This window comes from Nocardia brasiliensis (assembly GCF_042691675.1).
GTDB classification, from domain to species: Bacteria; Actinomycetota; Actinomycetes; order Mycobacteriales; family Mycobacteriaceae; genus Nocardia; species Nocardia brasiliensis_D.
In genome coordinates this window covers 4,035,071-4,059,889 of record NZ_CP170507.1, presented here as the reverse complement: position 1 = coordinate 4,059,889, position 24,819 = coordinate 4,035,071, and the positions used below count along the sequence as shown (strand labels likewise).

The 24,819-nt window shown below is 67.6% G+C and carries 24 protein-coding genes and 1 pseudogene; 13 read left to right on the top strand and 12 right to left on the bottom strand.

What is annotated here, in order from left to right:
* The first annotated feature begins 120 nt into the window (after positions 1-120).
* Entirely contained in the window at positions 121-747 is a 627-nt protein-coding gene (locus ACFK0J_RS18745; protein ID WP_378742035.1) for a maleylpyruvate isomerase family mycothiol-dependent enzyme, read from the top strand.
* A 55-nt stretch (positions 748-802) separates the two neighbouring features.
* Positions 803-1,324 (top strand): DinB family protein, encoded by a 522-nt coding sequence (locus tag ACFK0J_RS18740; RefSeq protein ID WP_378742033.1) that lies wholly within the window; start codon positions 803-805, stop codon positions 1,322-1,324.
* A 5-nt stretch (positions 1,325-1,329) separates the two neighbouring features.
* Here the strand turns inward: ACFK0J_RS18740 and ACFK0J_RS18735 are convergent, their stop codons facing one another.
* The gene (locus tag ACFK0J_RS18735) at positions 1,330-3,624 is read right to left on the bottom strand and encodes an ATP-binding protein (protein WP_378742030.1); all 2,295 of its coding nucleotides are present in this window, start codon (positions 3,622-3,624) and stop codon (positions 1,330-1,332) included.
* 83 nt (positions 3,625-3,707) lie between these two features.
* A pseudogene (locus tag ACFK0J_RS18730) lies at positions 3,708-4,674 on the bottom strand (hypothetical protein); the annotation flags it as partial.
* Positions 4,675-4,928: 254 nt separating this feature from the next.
* On the opposite strand from ACFK0J_RS18730, the gene ACFK0J_RS18725 reads away from it, so the two are divergent.
* From ACFK0J_RS18725 to ACFK0J_RS18710, 4 genes are all read left to right on the top strand, one after another.
* The gene (locus ACFK0J_RS18725; protein WP_378742028.1) at positions 4,929-5,600 is read left to right on the top strand and encodes a FadR/GntR family transcriptional regulator; all 672 of its coding nucleotides are present in this window, start codon (positions 4,929-4,931) and stop codon (positions 5,598-5,600) included.
* Positions 5,597-6,403, top strand: a complete 807-nt coding sequence (locus ACFK0J_RS18720) for an ABC transporter ATP-binding protein (protein WP_378742026.1) — start codon at positions 5,597-5,599, stop codon at positions 6,401-6,403. The genes ACFK0J_RS18725 and ACFK0J_RS18720 overlap by 4 nt, the downstream gene beginning before the upstream one ends.
* 123 nt (positions 6,404-6,526) lie before the next feature.
* The gene (locus ACFK0J_RS18715) at positions 6,527-6,877 is read left to right on the top strand and encodes a YciI family protein (RefSeq protein ID WP_378742024.1); all 351 of its coding nucleotides are present in this window, start codon (positions 6,527-6,529) and stop codon (positions 6,875-6,877) included.
* A gap of 13 nt (positions 6,878-6,890) precedes the next feature.
* The gene (locus ACFK0J_RS18710) at positions 6,891-8,201 is read left to right on the top strand and encodes an RNA polymerase sigma factor (protein WP_378742022.1); all 1,311 of its coding nucleotides are present in this window, start codon (positions 6,891-6,893) and stop codon (positions 8,199-8,201) included.
* Positions 8,202-8,207: 6 nt separating this feature from the next.
* Here ACFK0J_RS18710 and ACFK0J_RS18705 read toward each other — a convergent pair whose 3' ends face one another.
* The 4 genes from ACFK0J_RS18705 to ACFK0J_RS18690 all read right to left on the bottom strand — a co-directional run bounded on the left by ACFK0J_RS18705 (position 8,208) and on the right by ACFK0J_RS18690 (position 10,243).
* Complete coding sequence (locus ACFK0J_RS18705) at positions 8,208-8,369, bottom strand: hypothetical protein (protein ID WP_378742020.1); 162 nt, start codon at positions 8,367-8,369, stop codon at positions 8,208-8,210.
* Between the two features lie 139 nt (positions 8,370-8,508).
* Positions 8,509-9,273, bottom strand: coding sequence for an alpha/beta fold hydrolase (locus ACFK0J_RS18700; RefSeq protein WP_378742018.1), 765 nt, complete (start codon positions 9,271-9,273; stop codon positions 8,509-8,511).
* Positions 9,274-9,359: 86 nt separating this feature from the next.
* A complete protein-coding gene (locus ACFK0J_RS18695) occupies positions 9,360-9,878 on the bottom strand; it encodes a hypothetical protein (RefSeq protein ID WP_378742015.1) in 519 nt (172 codons plus the stop codon).
* On the bottom strand, positions 9,875-10,243 hold the full coding sequence (locus tag ACFK0J_RS18690) for a hypothetical protein (RefSeq protein WP_378742013.1): 369 nt from the start codon (positions 10,241-10,243) through the stop codon (positions 9,875-9,877). The genes ACFK0J_RS18695 and ACFK0J_RS18690 overlap by 4 nt, the downstream gene beginning before the upstream one ends.
* Before the next feature lie 21 nt (positions 10,244-10,264).
* Between ACFK0J_RS18690 and ACFK0J_RS18685 the strand changes: the two genes are divergently transcribed.
* Complete coding sequence (locus ACFK0J_RS18685) at positions 10,265-10,879, top strand: TetR/AcrR family transcriptional regulator (RefSeq protein ID WP_378742011.1); 615 nt, start codon at positions 10,265-10,267, stop codon at positions 10,877-10,879.
* Positions 10,880-11,176: 297 nt separating this feature from the next.
* On the opposite strand, the gene ACFK0J_RS18680 is transcribed toward ACFK0J_RS18685, so the two are convergent.
* Positions 11,177-11,833 (bottom strand): HAD family hydrolase, encoded by a 657-nt coding sequence (locus tag ACFK0J_RS18680; protein WP_378742009.1) that lies wholly within the window; start codon positions 11,831-11,833, stop codon positions 11,177-11,179.
* A gap of 213 nt (positions 11,834-12,046) precedes the next feature.
* On the opposite strand from ACFK0J_RS18680, the gene ACFK0J_RS18675 reads away from it, so the two are divergent.
* A complete protein-coding gene (locus ACFK0J_RS18675) occupies positions 12,047-12,718 on the top strand; it encodes a PaaI family thioesterase (protein WP_378742007.1) in 672 nt (223 codons plus the stop codon).
* Between the two features lie 51 nt (positions 12,719-12,769).
* On the opposite strand, the gene ACFK0J_RS18670 is transcribed toward ACFK0J_RS18675, so the two are convergent.
* The 3 genes from ACFK0J_RS18670 to ACFK0J_RS18660 are packed head-to-tail and all read right to left on the bottom strand — an operon-like array spanning position 12,770 to position 15,912.
* The gene (locus ACFK0J_RS18670) at positions 12,770-13,933 is read right to left on the bottom strand and encodes a sulfotransferase family protein (protein WP_378742005.1); all 1,164 of its coding nucleotides are present in this window, start codon (positions 13,931-13,933) and stop codon (positions 12,770-12,772) included.
* Positions 13,934-13,972: 39 nt separating this feature from the next.
* Positions 13,973-14,749 (bottom strand): SDR family oxidoreductase, encoded by a 777-nt coding sequence (locus ACFK0J_RS18665; RefSeq protein ID WP_378742002.1) that lies wholly within the window; start codon positions 14,747-14,749, stop codon positions 13,973-13,975.
* Complete coding sequence (locus ACFK0J_RS18660; RefSeq protein WP_378742000.1) at positions 14,749-15,912, bottom strand: hypothetical protein; 1,164 nt, start codon at positions 15,910-15,912, stop codon at positions 14,749-14,751. Before ACFK0J_RS18660 ends, ACFK0J_RS18665 begins: the two co-directional genes overlap by 1 nt.
* An 86-nt stretch (positions 15,913-15,998) precedes the next feature.
* Between ACFK0J_RS18660 and ACFK0J_RS18655 the strand changes: the two genes are divergently transcribed.
* Genes ACFK0J_RS18655 through cysC form a run of 3 tightly spaced genes read left to right on the top strand, consistent with a single transcriptional unit; the run spans position 15,999 to position 19,693 of the window.
* On the top strand, positions 15,999-16,880 hold the full coding sequence (locus ACFK0J_RS18655; protein ID WP_378741998.1) for a helix-turn-helix domain-containing protein: 882 nt from the start codon (positions 15,999-16,001) through the stop codon (positions 16,878-16,880).
* A 45-nt stretch (positions 16,881-16,925) separates the two neighbouring features.
* Positions 16,926-17,858 carry a sulfate adenylyltransferase subunit CysD gene (cysD, locus tag ACFK0J_RS18650; RefSeq protein WP_378741995.1) on the top strand — a complete coding sequence of 311 codons (933 nt, stop codon included), beginning with the start codon at positions 16,926-16,928 and terminating at the stop codon, positions 17,856-17,858.
* Complete coding sequence (gene cysC / locus ACFK0J_RS18645) at positions 17,858-19,693, top strand: adenylyl-sulfate kinase (RefSeq protein ID WP_378741992.1); 1,836 nt, start codon at positions 17,858-17,860, stop codon at positions 19,691-19,693. The genes cysD and cysC overlap by 1 nt, the downstream gene beginning before the upstream one ends.
* A gap of 67 nt (positions 19,694-19,760) precedes the next feature.
* Here the strand turns inward: cysC and ACFK0J_RS18640 are convergent, their stop codons facing one another.
* Entirely contained in the window at positions 19,761-20,918 is a 1,158-nt protein-coding gene (locus tag ACFK0J_RS18640) for an epoxide hydrolase family protein (RefSeq protein WP_378741989.1), read from the bottom strand.
* Positions 20,919-21,085: 167 nt separating this feature from the next.
* Between ACFK0J_RS18640 and ACFK0J_RS18635 the strand changes: the two genes are divergently transcribed.
* Positions 21,086-23,419: an ATP-binding protein gene (locus ACFK0J_RS18635; protein ID WP_378741987.1), complete on the top strand. Its 2,334-nt coding sequence runs from the start codon at positions 21,086-21,088 to the stop codon at positions 23,417-23,419.
* Positions 23,340-23,900 carry a response regulator transcription factor gene (locus ACFK0J_RS18630; RefSeq protein ID WP_378741985.1) on the top strand — a complete coding sequence of 187 codons (561 nt, stop codon included), beginning with the start codon at positions 23,340-23,342 and terminating at the stop codon, positions 23,898-23,900. Before ACFK0J_RS18635 ends, ACFK0J_RS18630 begins: the two co-directional genes overlap by 80 nt.
* On the opposite strand, the gene ACFK0J_RS18625 is transcribed toward ACFK0J_RS18630, so the two are convergent.
* Positions 23,901-24,812, bottom strand: coding sequence for an alpha/beta hydrolase family esterase (locus ACFK0J_RS18625; RefSeq protein ID WP_378741983.1), 912 nt, complete (start codon positions 24,810-24,812; stop codon positions 23,901-23,903).
* Positions 24,813-24,819: the final 7 nt, after the last annotated feature.

Below are 24,819 nucleotides of genomic sequence, written 5' to 3'. Positions count from 1 at the left end.
GCCGAAAGCCCGCTCAGTCGTGTCCCGTTGAGCGAACAGCCGGATCCGTCCGGCGATGAATTTCCGCGTTGGGTGGCGTCTCAGGTCGTGGGGAGGAATGATCCACGGCGAGGAGAGACGATGACCGAGACCGAGGTGCGCAAGGCGATCGCGGCGGAACGGACGGACCTGGCCGAGCTACTGGCGGGGCTCGACGCCGAGAGCTGGGACGCGCCGACGCTGTGCAGCGGGTGGCGGGTGCGTGAGGTCGTCGCGCACATCACCCTGCCGTTCCGGCTGTCCCTGCCGCGCTTCGCGCTCGAAATGCTGCGGGCCGGCGGCAGTTTCAATCGGATGTCCGATCGCAGCGCCCGCACCGACGCGGCTCGGCTCACGGCCGAGGACCTGCTGAAATCGCCCTGGGACAACGTCGACCATCCCTGGAAACCGCCGGGCGGCGGCTTCACCGGCGCGTTGAGTCACGACGTCATTCACGGCTTGGACATCACCGTCGCTCTCGGACTCGACCGAAAGGTGCCGGAGGATCGGTTGCGCCTGGTGCTCGGCGACATCGATCCGAAGCACGTCAAGTTCTTCGGGGTCGACCTGAAGGGCCTCGAGCTGCGCGCCGACGACATGGACTGGAGCTACGGCTCCGGCGACATCCTTTCCGGCGCCGCCCAGGACTTGCTGCTGGTGTTGTGCGGACGAAAACTGCCCGCCGGGAAGCTGCACGGAGACAAGGCGAAGCGTTTCACCCGCCGCTGACCAGCCGGGCAATAATGCCGAGCCGTCGATGACCTTGTCGAGTTACAGTCGGATCGTGACCTGGATCGCGCCCGACCTCACCCGAACCGACCCGCCGATGATCGCCGCCGAGCGGCAGATGTTGCAGGGCTGGCTCGACTTTCACCGTGACACACTGCTGGTGAAATGCGCGGGCCTCGACGCCGAGCGGCTGCGCAAGCCGTCCGCCGAACCGTCGACGCTGTCGCTGCACGGGTTGGTTCGGCACATGACCGAGGTGGAGCGCGGTTGGTTCCGCCTTGCCGCCGCTGCCGAAGACGTGCCGTACGTCTACGGCAGCGAAGACGACCCGGACGGCGACTTCGACACCGAAGGCGCCGACGCCGCAACCGATTTCGCGGCATACCGGCGCGAGATCGAACTGGCCGACGCCGCGGTGGCCGACCTGCCCCTCGACCACATCTTCGTCCACCCCAGACGGCCGGACCTGCAGTTCAACCTGCGCTGGGTCTACCTGCACATGATCGAGGAATACGCCAGGCACAACGGGCATGCCGACCTGCTGCGTGAACGCATCGACGGTGCCACCGGCGATTGACCTGCTCAGAGCGGATGCTTGCTGACCCAGGCCGCGACCTGGGCGCGCGAGGTGAACCCGAGCTTGGTCAGAATATGGTCGACGTGGCTCTCCGCGGTACGGATCGAGATGACCAACTCGGCGGCGATCCGTTTGTTGCTATAGCCCGCCGCGACCAACCGTGCCACGTCCTTCTCCCGGCGGGTTAGCTGGTCTTCGGCAACAGATTTCGATGTGGGCGGCGGTGGCTGCTCGGTGCCGAGGGCGTAGCGCACCGCCTCGTCCAGGGTGAGGGCGGCACCGGCGTCGGATGCGGCGCGAAACTCATTGTCTCCCAGGATGTTGCGCACCTGGAGCCGAACCTTCTCGCCGACCGCGTCGGTCATCGCGTGCGCCAGCCGCTGGGTACTGCCGCGCCGCACCGTCGCCGCGGCTCCCATCAACCGCGCGGCCCGGTGGTGTTCGCCGCAGGCGGCCGCCGCCCAGGCGAGCCCGTCGAAGGCCGACGCCGTCCAGACGCAGCGATCGAACAGCGCCAGTAGCTCGACCGCGCGGCGCAGCTCCCGGATTGCCTTGTCCTCGTCGCCGTTTCGCCAATGGTTGGTCCCGACCGCCCAGGAGGCGAGGCCACCGAGCAGATGCGAACCGTGCTCGGTGGATTTGACCAGAAATTGCTCGGCCAGCGTCCCCGCGCGAGGGTCCGCGAGCACCATCGCGCACACGTACGCGAACGCGAGGCTTTCCATCTCCGCACCGTGGTGCCCGCACGCGCGAGCTTGCTGCGCGGCGTCCTCGGCGAGCTCGAGCGCACGCACCGGATCGGACTCGGCGAACGCCAGCACCGCCGCCAGCAGCGTCGCCTCCACCAGTGCCTCCGCGGCGGCCAATTCTGTTGCTATAGCCACGCATTCGCGCAGGTACTCGTTGGCCGACACGGTGTCCGACAACATCGCGGCAATGGCGGAGGCGGCCGCCAGCGCCCGTGCCCGATCGGTGGTGTGCGCGAGATCCTTACTGAGCGCGTCCAGCAGCCAGCGGTAGCCCTCCAGCAGGAAACGGTAGTGCTCCCAGAACGGCCGCAGTTCGGAGGCGATCTGCAGCCCCCGGTGCGCGCCGTCCGGGTCGGCGAGCGCGAATTGCAGGGCCGCACGAAGATTCGCGTGTTCGCGGGTGACGTCGCGGAACCAGGCGACGTCCGCGTCGCCCCAGTACTCGGTGCGCCCCCGCCGCGCGACCCGATAGTAGTGGTCGCGGTGCCGGAGTCGGACCGCGTGCTCGTCGCCGTGCGCGATGAGGCGGGCCAGCGCGAACTGCCGCAACGGCTCCAGCATGGTGTAGCGACCTGCGCCGTCGCTGTCGGCGCGATGACCGAGCACCGACTTGTCCACCAGACCGGTGAGTGCGTCGACCAGCGCGCCGGGCGGATCGATCACGCACACCGCCTCGGCGGCGGCCAGGTCGAACCCGCCCGCGAACACCGCCAGTTGTTCCCATAGGTGCTGTTCGTCCTGCGTGCACAGGTCATAACTCCAGCGGATGGCTGCTTCCAGGGTCTGCTGCCGTTCCGGTGCGGTGCGCAGACCGGTGGTGAGCAGGCGCATGGTGTCGTCCAGCCGGTCCAGCACCTGGGCCGGTGTGAAGGCGCGCAGCCGCAGCGCCGCCAATTCCAGCGCCAGCGGAATGCCTTCCAAGCGAAGACAAATTGCCGCGAGCGCGCCGAGATTGGCGGCGGTGACCTGGAATTCGGGGTTCGCGGCGGTGGCCCGGTCGATCAGCAGCCGCAGCGCCGCGGTCTCGGTCACGTCGAGCGTGCCCGATTCCTCGTCGCTTTCGGGTACCGGCAGCGGCGCCACCGGCAGGACCTGCTCCCCCAGCACGCCCAGTGGCTCCCGGCTGGTCGCCAGCACTCGCACGTCGGGTGTGCTGGCGATCAGCCGGTCGACCAGGGCGGCGCAGGCGTCGACGAGGTGCTCACAATTGTCGAGGACCAGCAGCAGGTGTTTGCCGCCGAGGTAATCGGTGAGGCTCGCCAGCGGGGCGCTGGTGTCGTCGCGCAGACCGAGCGCCTGCGCGACGCTCAGCGCCACCAGCTCCCCGTCGTTGACGTGCGCCACCTCGACCAGCCACACACCGTCCGGAAAGGCCCGCCGCACCGCGTCGCCCACCCGCCGGGCCAGCCGGGTCTTGCCGACCCCGCCCGGCCCGGTGAGGGTGAGCAATCGCGTGCTGGACAGCAGTTTCCTGGCGGCGGCCACTTCGCGGTCCCGCCCGACGAAGCTGGTCACTTCGGCGGGGAGGTTTCCTGTCACGTACCGCGCCACGCCGCTTACCTTCGCACGGACGCCCGGGGCCCCGGGCGTTTTGCCCGAAGATGCCGCGCTCGTCAGGGTGTCCGGATGGCGGGGTAGACGGCCTCGAACAGGGTGCGCAGTTCGGCGGCGGTGATCTCCCTTCCGGTGGCGTCGGTGTGCGCTTGGACGTGCCTGGCGAAGTCGATCTGCAGGTGTCGCGGCAGGTCGATGCCGAACTCCGTCTTCAGCAGGTACGCGATGCCGCCCTTGCCCGACTGCGAGTTCACCCGGACGACGGCATCGTAGGCGCGGCCGATGTCGGCCGGGTCGATCGGCAGGTACGGCACCTGCCAATCCAGCTGGCGTTCGGGAATTCCCGTTCGCGCGGCCCGGGCGCGATGCGCCGTCATACCCTTGTTGATCGCGTCCTGGTGGGTGCCGGAGAACGCGGTGTGCACCAGATCGCCCACGTACGGGTGGCGTTCGTGGACCGGCATGCGGGTGCAGTATTCGACGGTCCGGCGGATCTCGTCGATGTCCGAGAAATCGATCATCGGATCCACGCCCTGCGCATGCAGATTCAGCGCGAGGGTGGCGATATCGACGTTGCCGGTGGCCACCGGCGAGGATCAGTTCCCGCAGTGCGGCCCTGTCCTTGCCCAGCACCGTGTTTCGCCAGGTGGGGGCGGTCGCGGCGTACATATGGACGACCACGTTGGGCAAACCGCGGACCGATTCGACGGTGCGCTCGATGAGATCCGTTCGCGCGGGCGTGAATACGACGATGGCCACGTCGTCGGGCGCCAGGCCGGTGTCGGCGATAAGGCGGACGAAGTCGTAGTCGGTGCGCGAGGCGGACGGGTAGCCGACCTCGATCTCCTTGTAGCCCATGGCCACCATCAGTTCGAAGAAGCGCCGCTTGCGCTCGGGGTCCATGGGTTCGGCGAGGGCCTGGTTGCCGTCGCGCAGGTCGACCGGCACCCACAGGGGCGCCTCGGTGATCCGTGCTGCGGGCCAATCGCGCTGGGTGAGCGGCACTTCCACCCGGTCGTAGACGGAACGGTAGCGGTGCGACGGCATCTGGGAGTGCCGCTGCCGGTTCCACGCCGGTGCGCTGCCGGGAATCTCGCCCTTGGGAGTGTTGATGGTCGGGAAGGACATGCTCGGGTCTGCTTTCTGGCCGTTCGGCCGTCACGAAAGAACGGTGACCGGCCACGGCAAAGCCCCACGGCGGGGGGCCGGTCGTTCAGGCCCCGCCGTGGCGGCTAAGCAGAAGCATGGTGCGCATGATGGCTAGACTATACACAACTCCTCAGACAAGTAGAGAGGTTGCGATGGTTTCGCAGGTACGGCGCCACCCGTTGGCAGCGCAGGCGGCCGAGCTACTGCTGGCCCGCATCAAGGCAGGTGAATGGCCGCTGGGCCATCGCCTTCCGGGCGAGACGACGCTCGCCGCACAGCTCGGTGTCGGCCGTTCGACGCTGCGTGAGGCGATCCGCGAGCTGGCGGGCAAGGGCGTGCTGGACAGCCGCCAGGGTGCGGGCGTATTCGTCACGGCGCTGGACACGACCGATGACTGGGATGTCGTGCTGCGCCGGGCCACCATCGCCTCGGTGATCGAGGCCCGTATCGCCATCGAGGCGGAGGCCGCCGCGCTGGCCGCGCGGCGCCGCACCCCCGCCGACCTGCGTGCCCTGCGCCGCGCACTGGCGGCACGCGAGGCACACGGCGAACCGATCGCCGACCATGTGGATGCGGACATGGCCTTTCATCGCACCGTGCTCGTCGCCGCGCACAACGAGGTGCTGACCCAACTCTTCGACAGCTTCCTCCCCCGGCTCCGGCTCGCGATGATCGACATGCTCAAGATCCGACCGGTCCCGTCCGAGGCCGCCGATCATGCCGCACACGAGCTACTCGTCGACGCGATCGCCACCCGAAACGCCACGGCCGCAGCCGAATTCAGCCGCTCCCAGCTGACGACCCTGCAGGAGGCATTCACATGACCGGCGCGCCGGTACTCGAACTGACGGACGTGACGTTCCGCCGCGAGGGCAAGAAGATCATCAACGGCATCTCGCTGACCGTGCACGCGGGCGAACACTGGGCGCTGCTCGGGCCGAACGGCGCGGGCAAGAGCACGCTGCTCGGCTTCTGCGGCGCCGTCACGTTCCCCACCTCGGGCACGGTGCGCGTGCTCGGCGAACAGCTCGGCCGGGTCGAACTGCAACGCCTGCGCCGCTCCATCGGCCATGTGAACCCGCGCCATCCGCTGCGTTATCCCTTGACGATCCGCGAGGTCGTGCTGACCGGCCTGACCGCCACCATCGATACCCCGATGCGCTGGTCCCCCACGGCGGACCAACTCGCCCGCGCCGACGCGATGATCGACACCGTCGGCCTCACCGGCAAGGCCGACAACACCTGGCCGACGCTGTCCCAGGGCGAGCGCGGTCGCACCCTGATCGCCCGCGCCCTCATCGCCGAGCCCCGGCTGCTGCTGTTCGACGAACCCTCCACCGGCCTGGACCTCGCCGCCCGCGAACAACTCCTGGAAACCATCGACACCCTCGGCGACACCCACCCCGAGGTCGCCTCGGTCCTGGTCACCCACCACCTCGAGGAACTCCCGAGCACCACCACTCACGCCCTGCTCATCGCCGACGGCCACACCGTCGCCGCGGGCCCCGCCCGCGAAACCCTCACCACCGACACCGTCACCACCGCCTTCGCCCACCCCGTCGAAGTCCGCTACGACGGCCGCTGGACCGCCCGCGCCGCCCACACCCGCCCCGCCTGGCCCACCTAGCCGTGTATCCCGCGGAAAGTCTTCGGGGAAAATTTCGGCCGAGGTGTCGATTCGGCGGGTGGCCGTTCGATGCAGTGAGGTGAGGGTCGGACGATCCGCACGACGACGAGCAAAGGACGCCAGATGCGCTACCTGATGTTGATCCATGTCGACCCGGCCACCGCGCCGGAGCCGGACGCGGCACTGATCGAGCAAGTGGGCAAGGTGATCGAGGAAATGACCAAGGCGGGCGTGCTGCTGGACACCAACGGCCTGCGCCCGATCACCGAGGCCACCAAGATCACCCAGACCGGCGGCAAGCAAACCGTGATCGACGGCCCGTTCACCGAGTCCAAGGAGGTCGTCGGCGGATACTGCATCCTGCAGACGAAGTCGAAGGAAGAAGCCGTGGAATGGTCCGCACGCTTCCTCGCGGTGCACGGGCCGGAGTGGAATATCGAGGTCGAGATCCGGCAGATCGCCGAACCGGCCTGATCGGGGACGACGGATGAGCCCGGACCAGTCGGCCGAGCAGGCCCGCCACGCCGTGGAGACGGTGTGGCGGATGGAATGGCCCAGGCTGGTCGCGGGGCTCACCCGCGTCGTCGGCGATATCGACGCCGCCGAGGAACTGGCGCAGGACGCGTTGGTCGCGGCGCTGGAACAGTGGCCGCGCGACGGGGTGCCGCCGAATCCCGGCGGCTGGCTGATGCTCACCGCCAAGCACCGGGCGATCGATCGGATCCGCCGCAATCAGACGTTCGCCCGCAAGCTGGCAGAACTAGGTCATGAACTGGTGACCGAGCAACCGGACTCGCCGGAACCGGACAATGCCGTCGAGGACGATCTGCTGCGGATGATGTTCACCGCGTGCCATCCGGTGTTGCCGGAGCAGGCGCGGGTAGCGCTAACCTTGCGGCTACTCGGCGGCCTGACCACCGAGGAGATCGCCCGTGCCTTCGTTGTCACCGAATCGACGGTGGCGCAACGCATCGTCCGCGCCAAACGAACCATCGCCGCGAAGCGGGTGCCCTACGAGGTCCCGGGCAGCGATGAACTGCCCGAGCGGCTGAACTCGGTCCTCGCCGTCGTCTATCTGATCTTCAACGAGGGATACGCGGCGACCACGGGCCACGATTGGATCCGCTTCGAGCTGTGCCAGGACGCACTGCGGCTCGGCCGCATACTCGCCGAACTGCTGCCCACCGAACCCGAGGTGCACGGGCTGGTCGCGCTGCTGGAACTACAGGCGTCGCGGCTGCCCGCACGGACCGGGCCCGCGAATGATGTTGTGCTGCTTGCCGACCAGAACAGGTCACGATGGGACCGGTTGCTGATCCGGCGCGGATTGGCGGCGCTCGGTCGCGCCAATGCCGTCGCACGGGACCGTTCTTTGCCACCGGGCAGCTACGCGTTGCAGGCGGCGATCGCCGCCGTGCACGCCATGGCGGCGACGCCGGGCGATACCGATTGGCGGCGCATCGCCGGGCTGTACGCGGTTCTCGCCGAACGCTTTCCGTCGCCGATCGTCGAATTGAATCGTGCGGTGGCGGTGAGCAAGGTGCACGGCCCCGCCGCGGGTCTCGACCTCGTCGACGCGCTGGTGACCGCGGGGGCGCTGGATACCTACCATCTGCGCTACGCCGTGCGTGGGGATCTACTCGTCCAGCTGGATCGCTACGCGGAGGCGCGTGCCGAGTTCACCCGCGCCGCGGAATTGACCGGCAATAAAGCCGAACGGGCGCTGCTGCTCGATCGCGCGGCCACATCCGCGCGTAGGGCATCCGTCGCTGGTGAAATTCGATCCAACGGTGGATAAGACGGTTCAGTAGATCGTTGGCAAACTTCCGGTGACTCGCGGCATCTCGATGGTGTCGTCCTCACCGGCCGCCCGGACTTCGGCCAACTTGTCGAGGAACGCTTCCGCAGAGCCGAACCGAGCCGCGACCTGCGCGAGCAGCTGTTCGGCTGGTTTCATGAAGTCCATGCCCCTCAGCATGACCGGTCACCTGACCGACACAGCCGCCGTTAGCACATAGTTTGCCGAAATGTCTTGCCTGCGCAAGCGCGGCTCGAGTCCTGCCACCGGACCGATACGTTCGATTCGGCGGCAGGACACGCTCGGCTCAGGCGCGGCGGATGGGTTGAAAGGTTTGTGTCGCGTCGGTGGTGAGGAAGATCCCGACGAGGCGGTACACCTCGGCCGGCTTTTCCACGACCAGCAGGTGGGACGTGCCCGGAACGATGGCGAGCTCGGAATTCGGGATCGCTCGGTAGAGGGCGATCGTGTGTTCGAGGCTCATCGCGTCGTCGTCGGCGGCGATGACCAGGGTCCGGCTGGTGATACCGCCGAGTTCCTCGACGGTCAGCGTCGGTTCGGCCCGCGCCATCCGGATCAGCTTGTCGGCGACGACACCGAAGTGCTCCGCACCGTCCGGTGACACCTCGCCGTAGCGGGCGGCCAAGCGCCGCATGGGTTCCTCGTGCGTGAAGCCGTCCAGTACGCCGGGCAACAGGCCGTCGTGATGGAAGTTGCCGCTGATCGAGACGAGCTTGCGCACCAGATCCGGCCGCCGAATCGCGACCAGCAAGGCGACGATCGCGCCGTCGCTGTAGCCGACCAGGTGCGCGGAACCGCCGACCACCTTGTCCAGAAAAGCGATGGTGTCCTGCGCCATCAGGTCGTAGGAGATCGGCCCTTCGACATCAGGGGTGCGGCCGTGACCACGCCGGTCCATGCGGTAGACGCGGAAATTCTCGGCCAGTCCGGCGACAGCCGGCTCGAACGACCGTGAGTCCACGAACCCGCCGTGCAACAACAGCACCGGATCGCCGTCGCCCGTTTCGTCATACCAAGTCCGGACCTCGCCGAGCTGAACATCTTTCGCCATGCGCAGATCATGCTGGATCGCCGAGGGAAGACACGAGGCAGACCCGGCGCGGGGTGCCGCGCGACACGTTCTTCGCCGCGTCGACCCTATTGCCGCAGTTCGAACTCGTCTCGCGGCTCGGCGCGGTCCTCGGCTTCGGCCAGTTCCTTCAGTGTCAGCAGTTGCTTGCGCATCATGACGAGATCGCCGAGGGCCAGCAGACGGCCGAGGATCCGCGGCCCGCCCATCCGCACCCGGACGACCAGCCGCGTACCCGCTCCCTCGGGACGCACCGCATAGGTGACGCAGATCTTCCCGGCCACCAGGGTGATGTGCTGGCTCAGCGCGAAGGAGACCAGGTCGAACTGCCCCATGAAACGTTGTCCGACTTGGAGTTCGGCGAGCTGGGGGTCGCGATGCCGTGGGCTGGGGCGACCCCAGCGATCGAGGATGTCGTAACTGTATGGGGCCACCCGCAGTTGGCACAGCCAGGCATAGACCAGGCCGTACGGAGCGTCGATGCTGATGGCTCGATCCGCCTGCACGCCTTCGGGTTGCAGCTCGTCGCACGGCAGTGGGTCTTCCCGCTCGGCGGCGGTGGCGCCCCAGACCAGTCCGGGGATCATGCCGCGGCCGCGATACGACGCAGCATCCCGCGGACCACGAACTTGTGGGCGCCGGTGCCGATGACCAGGGCACGGTAGATCTTGCCGTGCAGGCCAGGGAAATTCGCCAAGGACTTGGCCCGGACCCGGGTTCGGCTCGGGCCTTCGTCATCGAGTTCGAAGATCAACGCATACTCCGAAAACCAGTGTCGCCCTTTCAATGCCAACCGGGCGGGTGCCGCCGCGGAATCCAGCACGAAGCCGGACGGCACGGTGGACGGATCCGCCGGGTCCTTGCAGACGACTTTCAATACTGCCTTCCAGGCCCGGTCGCGATTCGCGTCGACGGATCTGGCATGCTCATCAATATAGGATAGACGCTCCATATAGAAGGAACGTACTAGTAAATGGCGCCTCCCCGCAAGCACGACACCGACGTGATCCTCGACGCAGCGCGCACCCTGGTGCTCGCCGACGGCCCGCGGGCCGCCAGTGTGGCGGCCATCGCCGAGGCCAGCGGCGCGCCGGTCGGCACGCTGTACCACCGCTTCGGCAATCGCAACGGCGTGCTGACCGCCGCCTGGCTGCGCGCACTCGAACGTTTCCAGGCGGGCGCCCTGGCCGCCGCCGAGCACCCCGACCCGGTCGAGGCCGGCGTCGCGATGGTGCGCGCCGCCCTGACGTTCGGCCGCGAATTACCCGACGACGCAAGACTTCTGCTCAACCTGCGCCCCAGCGACCTGCTCGACGGCGGCCCCGACGAGGACTTCCGCGCCCGCCTCGCCACCATGAACGCCCCCGTCTTCGAACACCTCCGCCGCATCGCCACCGCCCTGTTCGGCCGCGCGGACGCGCGCGAAATCGACGCCGTCAGCCGAGCCGTAGTCGACCTCCCCTACGCCGCCCTCCGCCACCACGCCCACGCCCCCACCCTCCCCGACTGGCTCGACACCGACCTCCCCGCCGCCGCCCGAACCCTCCTCACCTCCTACCACCCCCACCCCACACCGAACGGGACATGACAAACAGGCCGCTCACACCCCCACGCAGCCACGTCCCGTTCGCCGCACCGCCCGACCTAGGGCGGTCACCAAGCGGGACATGACGGAGCGGTCACTCGGGATTCGGCGCAGCCACGCCCCGTTCACCTCACCACCCGACCTAGGGCCGTCGCCGAGCGGGACATGACGGAGCGGTCACTCGGGATTCGGCGCAGCCAGGTCCCGTTGGCCGCACCGACCGACCTGGGGCCGTCGCCGAGCGGGACGTGACGGAGTGGGTACCCGAGGTTCGGCGCGGGTAGGTCCCGTTCGATGGGGTCAGGCGGGGTCGGTGACGAGGGTGGGGGTTAGTTCGTGGAGGTCGTTGATGATGTGGGCGGCGAGGGCCAGGGCGTCGGGGGCGGGTGGGTATTCGGGGCGGGGGGCGGCGATGACGCGCATGCCCGCGGCATGGGCGGAGCGGAGGCCGTTGCTCGAATCCTCTACCGCGGCACACTCGGTGGGGCGTTGGCGGAGGAAAGCGGCCACGGCGACGTAGACGTCGGGAGCCGGTTTGCCGCGGTCGACCTCTTCGGTCGAGAAGGTGACGTTGAAGAATTCGATCAGTCCGGTGCGGCCGAGGACGACGTCGATCAGTGCCCGCGGCGACGAGCTGGCCACGCCGAGCGGCCATTTCTCGCTCATCCGCTGCACGGCGTCGATCGCGCCCGGCAGCAGCGGGACGTCGCGGTCGTAGTGTGCGGCCATCCGGTCGATCACCTCGCGCGCCACCGTGTCCGGCGGTTCATCGACACCGAGATCGGTGCTCAGGTACTCCGACCATTCCCGGGTACTCATGCCCATCAACCGTTGCTGAGCATCGGGCAGCCACTTACCGCCGCGCTCGGCGACATAGTCCCGCCGTACCCGCTCCCATACCGGCTCGGAGTCGATCAGTACGCCGTCCATGTCGAAGACAACCGCCGTAATACCCATCTACCCAAAGCCTTTCGCCAGCCGGACCGGTCATTGCGTTCGTGGCCGACGTCGATCGAGCCGACGCCACCCACCTTCTCGTTCCCCCCTGGATACCCGATTGATGATCGTGAACCACCCTAGGCCAACCCGGACGATTCCGACCCGACCCGCCGACCCGCCAAGTCGGCCCGCGCCGCGAGCATTCGGTGGGCAACCTATAACGTGTTCCGCATGAACGAACAGCAGGCCGGTGACTCGCTGCCGAGCGAGGAGCATCACGAGGGCGCGTTCCGGCCGATGAGCGAGCTGATCAACGCGCAAGAACAGAACGTCGACATCACCCGCGGCGGTCCGCATTACGGCGAGTTCGTCGAGCAGGTACGCGGACTGATGGATCGCGCCCGCCTCGCCTCCCCGTCGGACGAGCTCGCGGTGGAGACGATCGGCCTGCTCAAGCAGCTCAACGACAAATTGGACGCCGCGATCGTCGACGAGTGGTCGACGCCCACCTGGACCCGCCACGACCTGCCCGCCCGCGGCAACATCACGCTGCCACCGTTCCTGATCGACCACGCCGACCGCGACGGTGTCGACGCCCGCATCACTTTCCGCACCTTCCACCTCGGCGGCAACAATGCCGCCCACGGCGGCCAGATCGCCGTCGGCTTCGACGACCTGCTCGGCATGGCCGCGGCAGTGCACGCGGGCGCGGTGACCAGGACCGCGTCGCTCACCATCGACTACCGCTCCATCACCCCGCTCAACACCGAACTCCGGGTCCGCGCCTGGGCCGAACGCCAAGAGGGCCGCAAGGTCTACGTCCGCGCCACCCTGCACGACGGCGACCGCCTCTGCGCCGAAGCCAACGGCCTGTTCATCGTCCTGAAGCCCGGCCAGCCGTGAGTTCTTCCTGAGTGATCGGAAACGCTGCCGCCATTGCCCTGACGATGCCGGTCACCGATCCGGAAAGTATGCCTCCCGGTATTCCTCGAAACGTTCGTCGACCTGTTCGGCAGTGAGACCGAAGTCGGCGAGGGTGTACCGGTGCGCGGGACGTGCTGCGCCGGAGGTGCTTTCCGCGTGCAGTGACGTCATCGCCGACGTCGCCTCCTCGGTCAACGGCAGATCGAAGTGCCGGTAGATCGATGCGACGGTACCGATCGGGTCGGCGATGAAGTCGTCGTAGTCGACGTCGCAGAATTGGGCGGCATTGTGGCGCTTGCGGTCTGCCAGGAAACGATCGGCGCCGCGGGCCCACAGGTCCAGTTGGCTGGCGCCGACCACCGGTCCACGGAACTTGTCCGACCAGCCCGCCGAGGCCTGCTCGTTGAGACTGCATACCGAGGCGATGATGGTGCGCGGGTCGCGGTGCATCTGGATGACGAGCGCGTCCGGATAGACCTCGAAAATGGCGTCGAGGGCGAACAAATGGCTCGGGTTCTTCAGTACCCAGCGTCGTCCCGCGTCGGGCAGGCCGATCAGCTGGAGGTTGCGCCGGTGCCTGCGATAGGCGGCGGTCCAGTCCTGCTCGCGCAGCCACTCGGAGTAGCCGGGCAGATAGGCGAGGCACTCGTAGGACACCGACATGGCCGACTGCCGGAGCAACTGCCAGCACTCCTCCACCTGGTCGGCCGAAATATGGTGCACACCCATGAATTCGGGATGCTCCACGTGATGCTTCTCGAACGCGGCCTCGATCCGCTGGTACACCGGGTTGCTCGCCCAGGTCTCCCGCGGCGGCCGTGGCTGTGGCATTTCGGTCAGCCACATCTCCAAGCCTTGGTGCCCCGGGTCGGCGTTGAGCAGCCGGTGTACCGCTGTCGTGCCCGAACGCGGCAGCCCGGTCACGAAGATCGGCCGCTCGATCGCCACTTCGGCGTGTTCCGGAAAGCGTTGCCACGCGGCCTCACTCAGCAACCGCGCGATCAGCGCCCCGCGCAGGAACGCGCGGTTCACCTTGTTGCCGAACGGCGTCAGCTCCGCGTCCTTGGCATAGGACTCGAGCAATACCTCGAGCCCCGTGCGGTAGTCGTCGGCACCGAAATCGTCCAGCCCGACGACCTTGGTCGCCGACACGTGCAGGTCGTCGATGGTCCCGACATCGTCCCTACCGATCACTTCATCTCCTCCATCGTGGTGCGCGACAACCGCACCCGTTCAGTGGTGGTATTCGCCGCCGTTGACATCCAGGCAGGCCCCGGTGATCGCGCGCGCCATGGACGACGCGAAGAACACGACCGCGTCGGCGATCTCGTCGGGTTCGGGCAGCTTGCGCAGGTCGATGGTCTTCGCCGTCTCGGCATAGACCTCGTCGGCGGTAATGCCGCGCTGCTCGGCCAGATAGTTGAAGTACCACTTCAAGTTGTCGGCCCAGATGTAGCCGGGGGCAATGGTATTGACCCGGATGCCGCGCGGTCCGAGCTCGGTGGCCAAGCTCTGCGCCAGCGCGAGCAGGCTCGCCTTGGCCATCTTGTACGGCCCGAAGGTGCGCCGGGAATGCCGCAGCACCGCCGAGTTGATCATCACCACCGAACCCTTGGACTCGGCGAGCGCGGGAATGAACAGCCGCGTCAACCGCAGAGCTGCCAGCACATTGGTCTCGAAACCGGCGCGCACCTGGTCCAGGTCGACGTCGGCGAGGTCCATGATCGGCGGGATCGCGAACGCGTTGTTCACCAGCGTGTCCACCCGGCCGAACGCGCGCTGCGCGGTCTCGACCAGATTCGCGGCGGCGGCCTCGTCGTTGATGTCGGTCGGCACCACCACCGCGCGCCTGCCGAGCTCGGCGATTTCCTTGGCCACCTCGGTGAGTCGCGATTCGGTGCGCGACGCGAGCACCACGTCGGCGCCCGCCTGCGCGCTCCGCACCGCGATGGCTCGGCCGAGTCCGGGGCCCACGCCGGAGACCACGACGACTTTGTCCTGCAACAACATCAGCCGAGCATCCTCTCCGCGACCGCGGCCTGCCGCACCGCGATTCGTGCGCGCCATTCTTCCGGCGTGACCCCGGCCTGGTCGTAGAACGGAAGCCGGTGCGGCAGTTCGGCTACCGGCACCACCTCGACCGTCGGCCCGTCCTCGGGCTTCATCTCGCGGGAGAGCCGCTGCCAGCGGAACTGGAGATACCCGCGGGCATGCCCGGTGCGTTCGATCCAGTTGGCCAGACCGGGATTTCGCTCGCTGACCACCAGCCGGATCATGCCGTCGGGGTCCACCCGCGCTTGGTCGGCGGTGAGGCTGGTCTGGTGGTTGATGTAGTCCAGCGACAGGTACCACATGCTGCCGAGCTGGAAGCCCTGGTACGGCGCATCGGATTTCGGCACCGTGATGATCATCGCCTGATCGTCGGCCAGCTCGTAATGGCCCGCCGAGGAGAACTGGGTGGTGAGACCGCCCGGGGTGGACCTGGGTTCGGTCATCGTGTTCACCGGCAGGTTCAGATAGAACCATTCCGGGAACGCCAGGAAGGTTTTCAGCCGGGAGATCAGCATCTTGCCGGCCACGCCGTACCTCTTGGTCAGCAGGTCCTTCGTCAGCGGCGGTGGCGCGGCACCGATCCCGTCGACCCGGGCGATCCGGATGGTGCCCGGCTTTTCGGCGGCCCAGTCGCTGTAGACCTCGCGGACCACCAGCATGGCCGAGTCGGCGGCGAGGTGTACGTACCCCGGGCGCGCTTCGCCGGGACCGAGCCGGAGCTCATAAGACCCGTCCGGACCTACTTCCAGCGAGCGGTCGTCGAAGGCGGTGAGGCTGTCGGGCACCTCCACCGGCGAGTAGTTGCCGTTCAGCACCTGGAAGCTCAGATCCCTTGTGGTGCCGCGCTTTCCGGTGACCACATACTCGGCATCCGGGCGCAGATACGAGTGGTAGTAGAGCGTATCCGGGTTGTCCAGGCCCATCTTCGTGTACGGCCCTGTGGACTGAACGAAGAACGGGAAGTCCCGCTCGTAGGCCCACGCCATCTGCAGGGCCGCCCGGATACTGCCCGCCAGGTAGTCGTAGCCCTCGACGAGGTCCTGTTCGGTGCGGATGTGCGCGGCCCCGGTGATGATCTGCTCGGCGGCGGCGATGGCGTCCGCGAACGGCTGTGTCAGCAAAAGGCTCTCCGTTGAGTGTTCCAAATATGTACCACTCTGGTACATTTCATCTGAGGCAAGATTAGAACGTGTTCTAGGAGTGGTCAATGGTCGACCGTCGATCCGCACCCACCGTGCGGGTGGTGCAGGTACTGGATTACTTCGTCGAGCAGCGAGGCAAGCGGTTCGGCCTGTCCGAGCTCGCGCGGGCGCTCGACCTGGCGAAACCGACCTGCCTCGGCATCCTGACCGAGCTGACCGCAGGCGGCTACCTGGTGCGCGACGCCGACACGCTGACCTACGGCCTCGGACCCGCACTGATCGCGGCGGGCCGAGTCGCCCAGGACAGCTTCGCGATATCCGCGCTCGCCCGCACCGAGCTGGAGAAACTCACCGCCCGATACCGCACCACCTGCACCGCGTCCGCCGTGGTCGGCGAGCAGATCATGGTGCTGGAAAGCACCGGCCCGGGCATGGTCAAGGTCGGCGCGGCCTATCACTTCGCGCCGCCCGTCGGCCTGATGTACGTGCTGTGGGACACCGACGCCGCGTTCGACGCCTGGCTGGCCAAGCCCCCGACGGTGCCACTACAGCAGGACGAGGCGCGATTGCGGCAGGTGGTCGCCGAATGCCGCGAGCGCGGCTATCTCGTGGAAAGCCTCACCTCCGCCGGGCGGCGCCTGTACTCGATGCTGGCGGGTTTCGCCGCCCGCGATTTGCCCGACGAGCTGCGTGAACTGGTCGGTGAGCTGGTCACGAGCCTCGGCGAGCGGGTGTATCTCGGCACGGATCTGCGGCCGCGTAAGGAGCACCCGGTCAGTCTGCTCGCCGCGCCGACGTACGGCGGCGACGGCAGGCAGAACATGGTGCTGACCATGTACGTCGGCGCGTCCATCACCGGCGCCGAAATCGACAGGCGCGGAACAGCGCTCGTCGCCGCGGCGGATGCGGTGACGGCCGCGTCGGGTGGACAGCGACCACAGCCGTGAAGCACACCCATTGCCAACAATCGAAACGTGTTCTAGTTTTGCCGTGTGAGCCAGTACGCGAAGTCGACGGGTAGTACATACGAGCTACCTCATCTGGACGCGCTCGAAGCCGAATCGGTACACATATTCCGTGAAGTAGCCGCAACATTCGAACGCCCGGTGTTGCTGTTCTCCGGCGGCAAGGACTCGGTGGTGATGCTGCATCTGGCGGCCAAGGCCTTCTGGCCCGCGCCGCTGCCGTTCCCGGTGCTGCACATCGATACCGGGCACAACTTCGACGAGGTGATCGCCTACCGCGACGAGACGGTCGCACGGTTCGGGCTGCGGCTGGTGGTCGGCAAGGTACAGGACGATATCGACGCCGGACGGGTCGTCGAGGAGACCGGCCCGCGCGCCTCGCGCAACCGGCTGCAGACCACCACGCTGCTGCGCGCTATCCAGGAGGGTTCGTTCGACGCGGTCTTCGGCGGCGCGCGGCGCGACGAGGAGAAGGCGCGCGCCAAGGAGCGGGTGTTCAGCTTCCGGGACGAGTACGGCCAGTGGGATCCGCGTAGCCAGCGACCCGAGCTGTGGAATCTCTACAACGGCAGACACCGTGCGGGCGAACACATTCGGGTCTTCCCGCTGTCGAACTGGACCGAGCTCGACATCTGGACCTATATCGCTGCCGAGGGCATCGAACTGCCGCCGCTCTACTACGCGCACCGCCGTCCGGTGGTGCAGCGCGACGGGATGTTGTTGGCGCACACGCGCTTCCTGCAGCTTCTCGACGGCGAGCAACCACAGGAGACGACGGTGCGGTTCCGCACGGTCGGCGACGCCACCTGCACCGGCTGCGTCGAATCGACCGCCGCCACCCCCGCCGAAGTGGTCCTGGAGGTGGCCGCGGCCCGGGTGACCGAGCGTGGCGCCACCCGCGCCGACGATCGAATCTCCGAGGCGGGCATGGAAGATCGCAAACGAGAGGGCTACTTCTGATGACCGCAACTCTGCTGCGCCTCGCCACCGCGGGCAGCGTCGACGACGGCAAATCCACCCTCATCGGCCGCCTGCTCTTCGACTCCAAGACGATCTTCACCGACCAGCTCGCCGCGGTGGAGCGGACCAGCCGCGACCGTGGCGACGACTATCCGAACCTGGCCCTGCTCACCGACGGACTGCGCGCCGAACGCGAACAGGGCATCACCATCGACGTGGCGCACCGCTATTTCGCCACGCCCCGACGGAAATTCATCATCGCCGACACTCCTGGCCACATTCAGTACACCAGGAACATGGTGACCGGCGCGTCCACCGCCGACCTCGCGCTGATCCTGGTCGATGCGCGCAAGGGCGTGGTGGAGCAGACCCGCAGGCACGCGTTCCTCGCCAGCCTGCTCGGCATTCCGCACCTGGTGCTGTGCGTCAACAAGATGGATCTGGTCGACTGGTCACAGGCCAGGTTCGAGGAGATCCGCACGGAATTCGCGCAGTTCGCCTCGAAACTCGACATCTATGACCTGACCTTCGTCCCGATGTCCGCGCTGGACGGTGAGAACATTGTGCACCGCGGCGCGAGCATGCCGTGGTACGAGGGCACTCCCCTGCTGCACCATCTCGAAGAGGTGCACATCGCCTCCGACCGCAACCTGATCGACGCGCGGTTCCCGGTGCAATATGTGACCCGCAGGCACGCACAGGATTTCCGCGGCTACGCGGGCACGGTGGCGGGCGGGGTGTTCAAGCCGGGTGACGAAGTCGCGGTGCTGCCTTCGGGATTCACCACAACAGTCGAGGCGATCTGGGGTCCGGGCGGCACTCCGGTCGCGGAAGCCTTTCCGCCGCAGGCGGTGACCATCCAGCTCGCCGATGACCTCGACGTCGCGCGCGGCGACATGATCTGCCGCCCGAACAACCGCCCGACCGCCGGGCGTGATCTCGACGCGATGGTCTGCTGGTTCGCCGACGAGTCACAGCTCACCCCCGGCAGCACCTACATCATCCGGCACACCACCCGCACCGCCACGGTCGAGGTGCGGACCCTGGACTACCGGCTGGATGTCAACACGCTGCATCGTGACGAACACGCGGAATCGTTGTCGCTCAACGAAATAGGTCGTGTCCAACTGCGCACCCGCCAGCCACTGCTGTTCGACCCGTACCGCCGGAACCGATTCACCGGCAGCTTCATCCTGGTCGACGACACCACCAACAACACCGTCGGCGCGGGCATGATCACCGGTCCGAGTCTCCCCTCGTCACGCGTCGTCTGGCATTCCACCGCCGTCGGCCGGGACGAGCGGGCGACCCGCGGCCTCACCGTCTGGCTGACCGGACTCTCCGGTTCCGGAAAGTCCACCGTCGCGGTGGAACTCGAACGACGCCTGGTCGCCGCGGGCCGTCCCGCTTTCCTGCTCGACGGCGACAATCTGCGCCACGGACTCAACGCCGACCTCGGTTTCAGCGCCGCCGACCGGGTCGAGAACGTCCGCCGCGTCGGCGAAGTCGCCCGCCTGTTCGCCGAAGCCGGTGTGGTGGCGGTGGTTTCGCTGATCAGCCCGTACCGCGCCGACCGCGACCGGGTCCGTGCGGCCCATTCGGCGGCAGGCATCCCGTTCGTCGAGGTCTTCGTCGACACCCCCTTGGAACTCTGCGAATCCCGCGACCCGAAGGGCATGTACGCCAAGGCCCGCGCCGGAGAGATCCGCGGTTTCACCGGCATCGACGACCCCTACGAGGCCCCCACCGAGGCCGAGCTCGTCCTACGTCCCGACGACGGCGACCCAGCGGCCATGGCGGCAACCATCCTCACCCGACTGATCGGTCTGGACTAAGCCAGCTGAGTGGCACACGGTGGCGGGCATTCCGAGAAGGACCGCCACGGTGTGCCACGCACCGGTGTCAGATCAGAGTGCGGAAGAATTCGCGCACGTCGCCTACCAGGAGGTCGGGGACCTCGAGGGCGGGGAAGTGACCGCCGGAGTAGAACTCCGACCAGTGGGTGATGTTGTGCGCCTTTTCAGCGAAGCGGCGGATGGCGTAGTCGCCGTCCTTGAAGACCGCGACGCCGGTCGGCACGGTGCCCTTCGGTTCCGGCGCGAACATGCTCGCGTCGTGGAAGCGCTCGTAGTAGTAGTTCGCCACGCTGCGCGCGGTGTCGGTGAACCAGTAGACGCTGACGTTGGCCAAGATCCGGTCCTTGTCGATCGCCTGCTCGGGGAGCTCGTGCGCCTGGTCGACCCACTCCTTGTACTTCTCCACGATCCAGCCGAGCTGCCCGGCCGGTGAATCGGCCACCAACTGCGCGATGGTGTTCGGCCGCGACCCCTTCAGGTTCATGTAGGCCGCGCCGTCGTCCTGGAACTGCTTCATCCGGCCGAGCCGCTGCTTTTCCGCGTCGGTCAGCGCGGCCATATCGGCCGGATCGCCGGTCGGGAAGGTGACCAGCGCGTTGACGTGCACGCCGAGCACATGGTCGCTGTCCGCCCGGCCGAGTTGCGGGGCAATGAACGCACCGTGGTCGCCGCCCTGCACGCCGTAGCGGTCGTAGTCGAGCCGCGCCATCAGCTCGGCCAGCGCGGCCGCGACTCGGCCGTCGTGCCAGCCGGTCTCGGTGACCGGTCCGGCGAAACCGTGCCCGGGCAGCGACGGAATCACCAGGTGGAAGGCGGGTGCGTCGGCGGCGCCGTGCGCCTTGGGGTCGGTGAGCGGGCCGATCACATCGAGGAAGTCGACCACCGAACTCGGCCAGCCGTGCAGCAGGAGCAGCGGGGTGGCATCGGCTTCGGCGGAGCGGATGTGCAGGAAGTGCATGTTCTGGCCGTCGATGGTGGTGGTGAACTGCGGGTATTTGTTGAGCTCCGCTTCGACCGCGCGCCAGTCGAATTTGTCCGCCCAGTAGCCGGCGAGTTCCTTCAGGTACGCGGTCGGCACGCCGCGCTCCCAGCCGACGCCGAGGAGGTCGTCGATCCAGCGCGTGCGGGCCAGCCGGTCGCGCAGGTCGTCCAGGTCGGCCTGCGGAATCTCGATGCGGAAGGGGCGGATCTCGTTGTTCGTCATGCCAGTAATACTTCGGGTAACGAGGGGGTCGGCGAATCACGAGAAGTCGTTATCTTGGGCAGGATTACGTCTTTACGCACGAACCTGTGTCTTTACGCACGAGCCTGTGCTTTACGTACCCGACGCATGGACTGGCATGAACCGTCCGGTCCGGGCATGATCGCGGAGTGGTGAGCCTTCCCGTCTGCGGTCCCTTTGTCGGACGGGCCGCGGAAGTGTCGGCGCTGCGGGACGCCTACCAGGATCCGGACGTGCACACGGTGCTGATCGCCGGTGAGGCCGGGCTCGGCAAGTCCCGGCTCGTCGCCGAGTTCACCACGCGGCTCAGCGGGGACACGGTGATCCTGGTCGGTCGGTGTCCCGAATTCGGCAACGACGGGGTGCCGTTCGCACCCTTCGTCTCGGTCCTGCGGGCGCTGGTCCGGCAGCTCGGCGTGGACAGGGTGGCCACCCTGCTTCCGGTCAGCCGTCCGGCGTTGTCGCGGTGGCTGCCCGAGTTGGCGGCACACGCGGGTTCGGCGGAACCGGACACCGATCGGATCCGGTTGTTCGGCGAGATCCTCACCGTGCTCGAACAGCTCGCGGTGCGACAGCCGGTGGTCGTGGCGCTGGAGGACCTGCACTGGGCCGATGACTCGAGCCGCGAACTGCTCGCCTTTCTGGTGGCCAACGCGGCACAGCGCGACTTGCTGCTGGTCGGCACCTACCGCCCGGCCGACTCCGAGGCGATGCGCAATCTCGTCGCGGGCCTGCGCCGCGACCCCGGTGTGCGACTGGTGGTTCCGCGGCCGCTGACCCGGCACGAGGTGGGCAGGCAACTCGCCGCACTGTTCGGGCGCGAACCCGAGCCAGGGACGATCGCGCGAATCTTCGAACGCAGCAGAGGGATTCCACTGTTCGTCGAGGCGCTCAGCAGCTCGCCCGACGAGACCCCGGCCGACCTGTCCGAGCTGCTACTCGGTTATCTGGCGGGAATACCGCCGGAGGCGAAGGCACTGCTCCGGCTCGCCGCGGTCGCGGGATCGCCGGTGCGGCACGCGTTGCTCGAGTCGGCCAGTGAACTCGACGAGGACACGCTGCACCACGCACTGCGTCAGCTGAACGATCGGCAGGTGCTCGTCGTGCACGACACCGGATACGAGTTCCGGCACAGCCTGATTCGCGACGCCGTATACGACCACCTGCTGCCGATCGAGCGGAAGCGACTGCACGCCAGGCTTTCCCAGGCACTGCACACGACGCCTGATGGCCAGCACACGGGCGAACTGGCATATCACGCGCACGCCGCAGGCGATCTGCCGCTGGCTGTGGAAGCATCCTGGAGCGCCGCCGCGACCGCGGCAGCCGTTGGAGCGCACAGTGAACGACTGCGGCATCTCGATCGCGTGCTCGAACTCTGGGATCGGGTACCGGATGCGGCGACTCGGATAACTACCGAACGTCTCGATGTGCTCGAGCAGGTCGTCGAGGCGTGCTACGAGAGCGGCATCGTCGAGCGCGGCGTCACGGCGGCGAATGAGGCGCTGCTGCTGATCGACACCGGCAGCGCACCGCAGCGCGCGGCGCGTCTGTTCCACTACCGAGCCGGGCTGAAGAACCACAGCAGCAGCGGGGGTGCTGACGATCTGCTGCACGCGTTGGCATTGCTGCCCGCGGACCCGCCGACCGTGTTGCGGGGTGAGGTGCTTGCCGAACTCGCTGCCGCCCGCGTCTTCGGCGGCGACGCGGCCGCGGCCGAACGCGACGCGCTGGCCGCCGTCGAGGTGGCCGAGCAGCTCGGGGCCATGTCCCTGGCCGCCCGCGCCTACGCCTATCTCGGCCTGGCTACCGCAGCCCGATCCGCTACCGCCATAGCCCATTTCGAGAAGGCACACGCTGCCGCTACGGTCGCCGCCGACCCGCAAACGATGGTCACCGTGGCGCTGTGGGAGTCGGCGGTGCTCGTCGCGGCGGGTGATCATGTCGCGGCGATCGCGGCGATACAGCAGGGGCTACGGGCGGCGCATGAAACGTTCCGCTTCGTCGAAGCCGCCCCGATCCTGCTGGTCAAATGGGCGCAGGCGTTGACCGCGCTCGGCCGGTGGCCGGAAGCGCTCGACCTCATCGATGAATCGCTCACCGAGCAGCTGCCACCCTTGAGTAGGGCCGCCCTGCTGCTCACGCACGCCAGAATCGTGCTGGCCCAGGGTGATTCGACGGCAGCGAGCACCAGTTCGGATAGTGCGGCCGAGCTGTTGAGCGACGGGCCGTGGGCGAGGCAGTACCAGCTCCAACTGCGCCGTGCAGTGCGCCATCGCCCTGGACCAACCGCGGCGCGCGGCCGACATTGCCGTGACGGCGCTGGTCGCCGACGATCTCGACGCACACCACCACGAGGTCTGGCCGCTGCTCGCCCTCGCTGCCCGTCTCCCGGAAATACCCGTGGACCTCGACAAGCTCGCCGCTTCCCTGCCGGTGACCACCGCTGTCGACACGGCCCAGCACGCCGCCTTCGCCGCTAGCCGGACCGGCGATCCCGCTGGCTGGCACGCCGCCGTATCCGCGTGGCGTGCACTGCGACAACCGTACGAGCTGGCGCTCAGCCTGCGTTACTGCGCCGAAACCGAGCTGGCGGTGGGCAACCGACCCGCGGCACATACGGCGCTGCGCGAAGCCGACGACATCGCAGCTGAGCTCGGTGCCACTCCCCTGTCCGCGGCCGTTCGCCGCATCGCCGACCGAGCCGGACTCTCCCTCTCCGGCGTCACACCCGAACCGAACACCTTGCGGCCGACGACTTTCGGTCTCACCCCGCGAGAGCTCGACGTGCTACGCCTTGTCGCCAAAGGATTGAGCAACCGTCAGATCGCCGCCGAACTCTTCATCAGCGGCAACACCGCGGGCGTCCATGTCTCCCGCATTCTCACCAAGCTCGGCGTCGCCACCCGAACCGAAGCCGCGGCCGCCGCGCACACACATCGCCTGCTGGAGACCGAGCGGTGATCACTTCGGGTGAGTCTGGAAGAACTCCCACAGGAGATCGGTCGCGTCGACCCCCGCGTTCGGCTCGGAAAGTACGCCTTGCTCGGCACCGGCCCACCCGTGACCCATCTCCGGCAGACGGTAGACGTGGACCTCGCTGCCGTCGCCACACATCGCCTTCGTCAAGGTGATGCCCTGGGCCAATGACGCGGGAGCGCCCGTGGGCGTGCAGGCAAGTCGCCGCTGCCACTGCGTGATTCCCGTTTCGAACTGGCTGATATAGCGGTCCTTGCCACCGAGGAAGGTGATCACCGAAACCGGGGTCGATGGCTTGTAGGATTCGTCCGCCGCTTTCGCACCGATGAAGCCACCGCTGACCGGAGCAATGGCGGCGAAGGTGCCGGGCAGTTCGACGGCGAGCTTGTAGGACATGTCGCCGCCATTGGACATACCGGTGGCATAGACGCGCCGGGGATCGGCCTTCCACTGGGCGGTCATTTCGGCGATGACGGTTCGGATGAAGCCGACGTCGTCCTCCGTGCCACAACAGACCAAGGCGTTGTAGGCCGAGGAATAGCCCTCCGGATAGACAACGAGGAAGTTCTCCTTGTCCGCCTTGGCATTCAGCCCGGTGGTGGTGGCGATCTGTGCCGCGTCGCCGGGAAAGGAATGCATCGCGACGACCAACGGCAGCGAGGTGCTGTCGGCATAGCTCGGCGGTGTATGCACCACGTACGAGCGCTGCTTGCCGCCGAATTCGAGGTGCAGGGTTCGATCCTGACCTGGATTCTCGATCGGCGGGATGGCCGCCGGGAGCGACGACGAAGGCTGAGTAGTCGTCGATGTCTCCGGAGTCGAGGAACCGCCACATGCCGTGGCGCCGAGGACACAGAGAACACTGGCGAGGGCGGCGATATCACGAAGCCGACTCATCGAATCA

What these genes read in the sequence shown, in the direction of transcription:
- ACFK0J_RS18745 (WP_378742035.1), top strand. Translation starts at nt 121, where the DNA reads ATGACCGAGACCGAGGTGCGCAAGGCGATCGCGGCGGAACGGACGGAC.
- ACFK0J_RS18725 (WP_378742028.1), top strand. Translation starts at nt 4,929, where the DNA reads ATGGTTTCGCAGGTACGGCGCCACCCGTTGGCAGCGCAGGCGGCCGAG.
- ACFK0J_RS18720 (WP_378742026.1), top strand. Translation starts at nt 5,597, where the DNA reads ATGACCGGCGCGCCGGTACTCGAACTGACGGACGTGACGTTCCGCCGC.
- ACFK0J_RS18715 (WP_378742024.1), top strand. Translation starts at nt 6,527, where the DNA reads ATGCGCTACCTGATGTTGATCCATGTCGACCCGGCCACCGCGCCGGAG.
- ACFK0J_RS18710 (WP_378742022.1), top strand. Translation starts at nt 6,891, where the DNA reads ATGAGCCCGGACCAGTCGGCCGAGCAGGCCCGCCACGCCGTGGAGACG.
- ACFK0J_RS18705 (WP_378742020.1), bottom strand. Translation starts at nt 8,369, where the DNA reads ATGGACTTCATGAAACCAGCCGAACAGCTGCTCGCGCAGGTCGCGGCT.
- ACFK0J_RS18700 (WP_378742018.1), bottom strand. Translation starts at nt 9,273, where the DNA reads ATGGCGAAAGATGTTCAGCTCGGCGAGGTCCGGACTTGGTATGACGAA.
- ACFK0J_RS18695 (WP_378742015.1), bottom strand. Translation starts at nt 9,878, where the DNA reads ATGATCCCCGGACTGGTCTGGGGCGCCACCGCCGCCGAGCGGGAAGAC.
- ACFK0J_RS18690 (WP_378742013.1), bottom strand. Translation starts at nt 10,243, where the DNA reads ATGGAGCGTCTATCCTATATTGATGAGCATGCCAGATCCGTCGACGCG.
- ACFK0J_RS18685 (WP_378742011.1), top strand. Translation starts at nt 10,265, where the DNA reads ATGGCGCCTCCCCGCAAGCACGACACCGACGTGATCCTCGACGCAGCG.
- ACFK0J_RS18680 (WP_378742009.1), bottom strand. Translation starts at nt 11,833, where the DNA reads ATGGGTATTACGGCGGTTGTCTTCGACATGGACGGCGTACTGATCGAC.
- ACFK0J_RS18675 (WP_378742007.1), top strand. Translation starts at nt 12,047, where the DNA reads ATGAACGAACAGCAGGCCGGTGACTCGCTGCCGAGCGAGGAGCATCAC.
- ACFK0J_RS18665 (WP_378742002.1), bottom strand. Translation starts at nt 14,749, where the DNA reads ATGTTGTTGCAGGACAAAGTCGTCGTGGTCTCCGGCGTGGGCCCCGGA.
- ACFK0J_RS18655 (WP_378741998.1), top strand. Translation starts at nt 15,999, where the DNA reads ATGGTCGACCGTCGATCCGCACCCACCGTGCGGGTGGTGCAGGTACTG.
- cysC (WP_378741992.1), top strand. Translation starts at nt 17,858, where the DNA reads ATGACCGCAACTCTGCTGCGCCTCGCCACCGCGGGCAGCGTCGACGAC.
- ACFK0J_RS18640 (WP_378741989.1), bottom strand. Translation starts at nt 20,918, where the DNA reads ATGACGAACAACGAGATCCGCCCCTTCCGCATCGAGATTCCGCAGGCC.
- ACFK0J_RS18625 (WP_378741983.1), bottom strand. Translation starts at nt 24,812, where the DNA reads ATGAGTCGGCTTCGTGATATCGCCGCCCTCGCCAGTGTTCTCTGTGTC.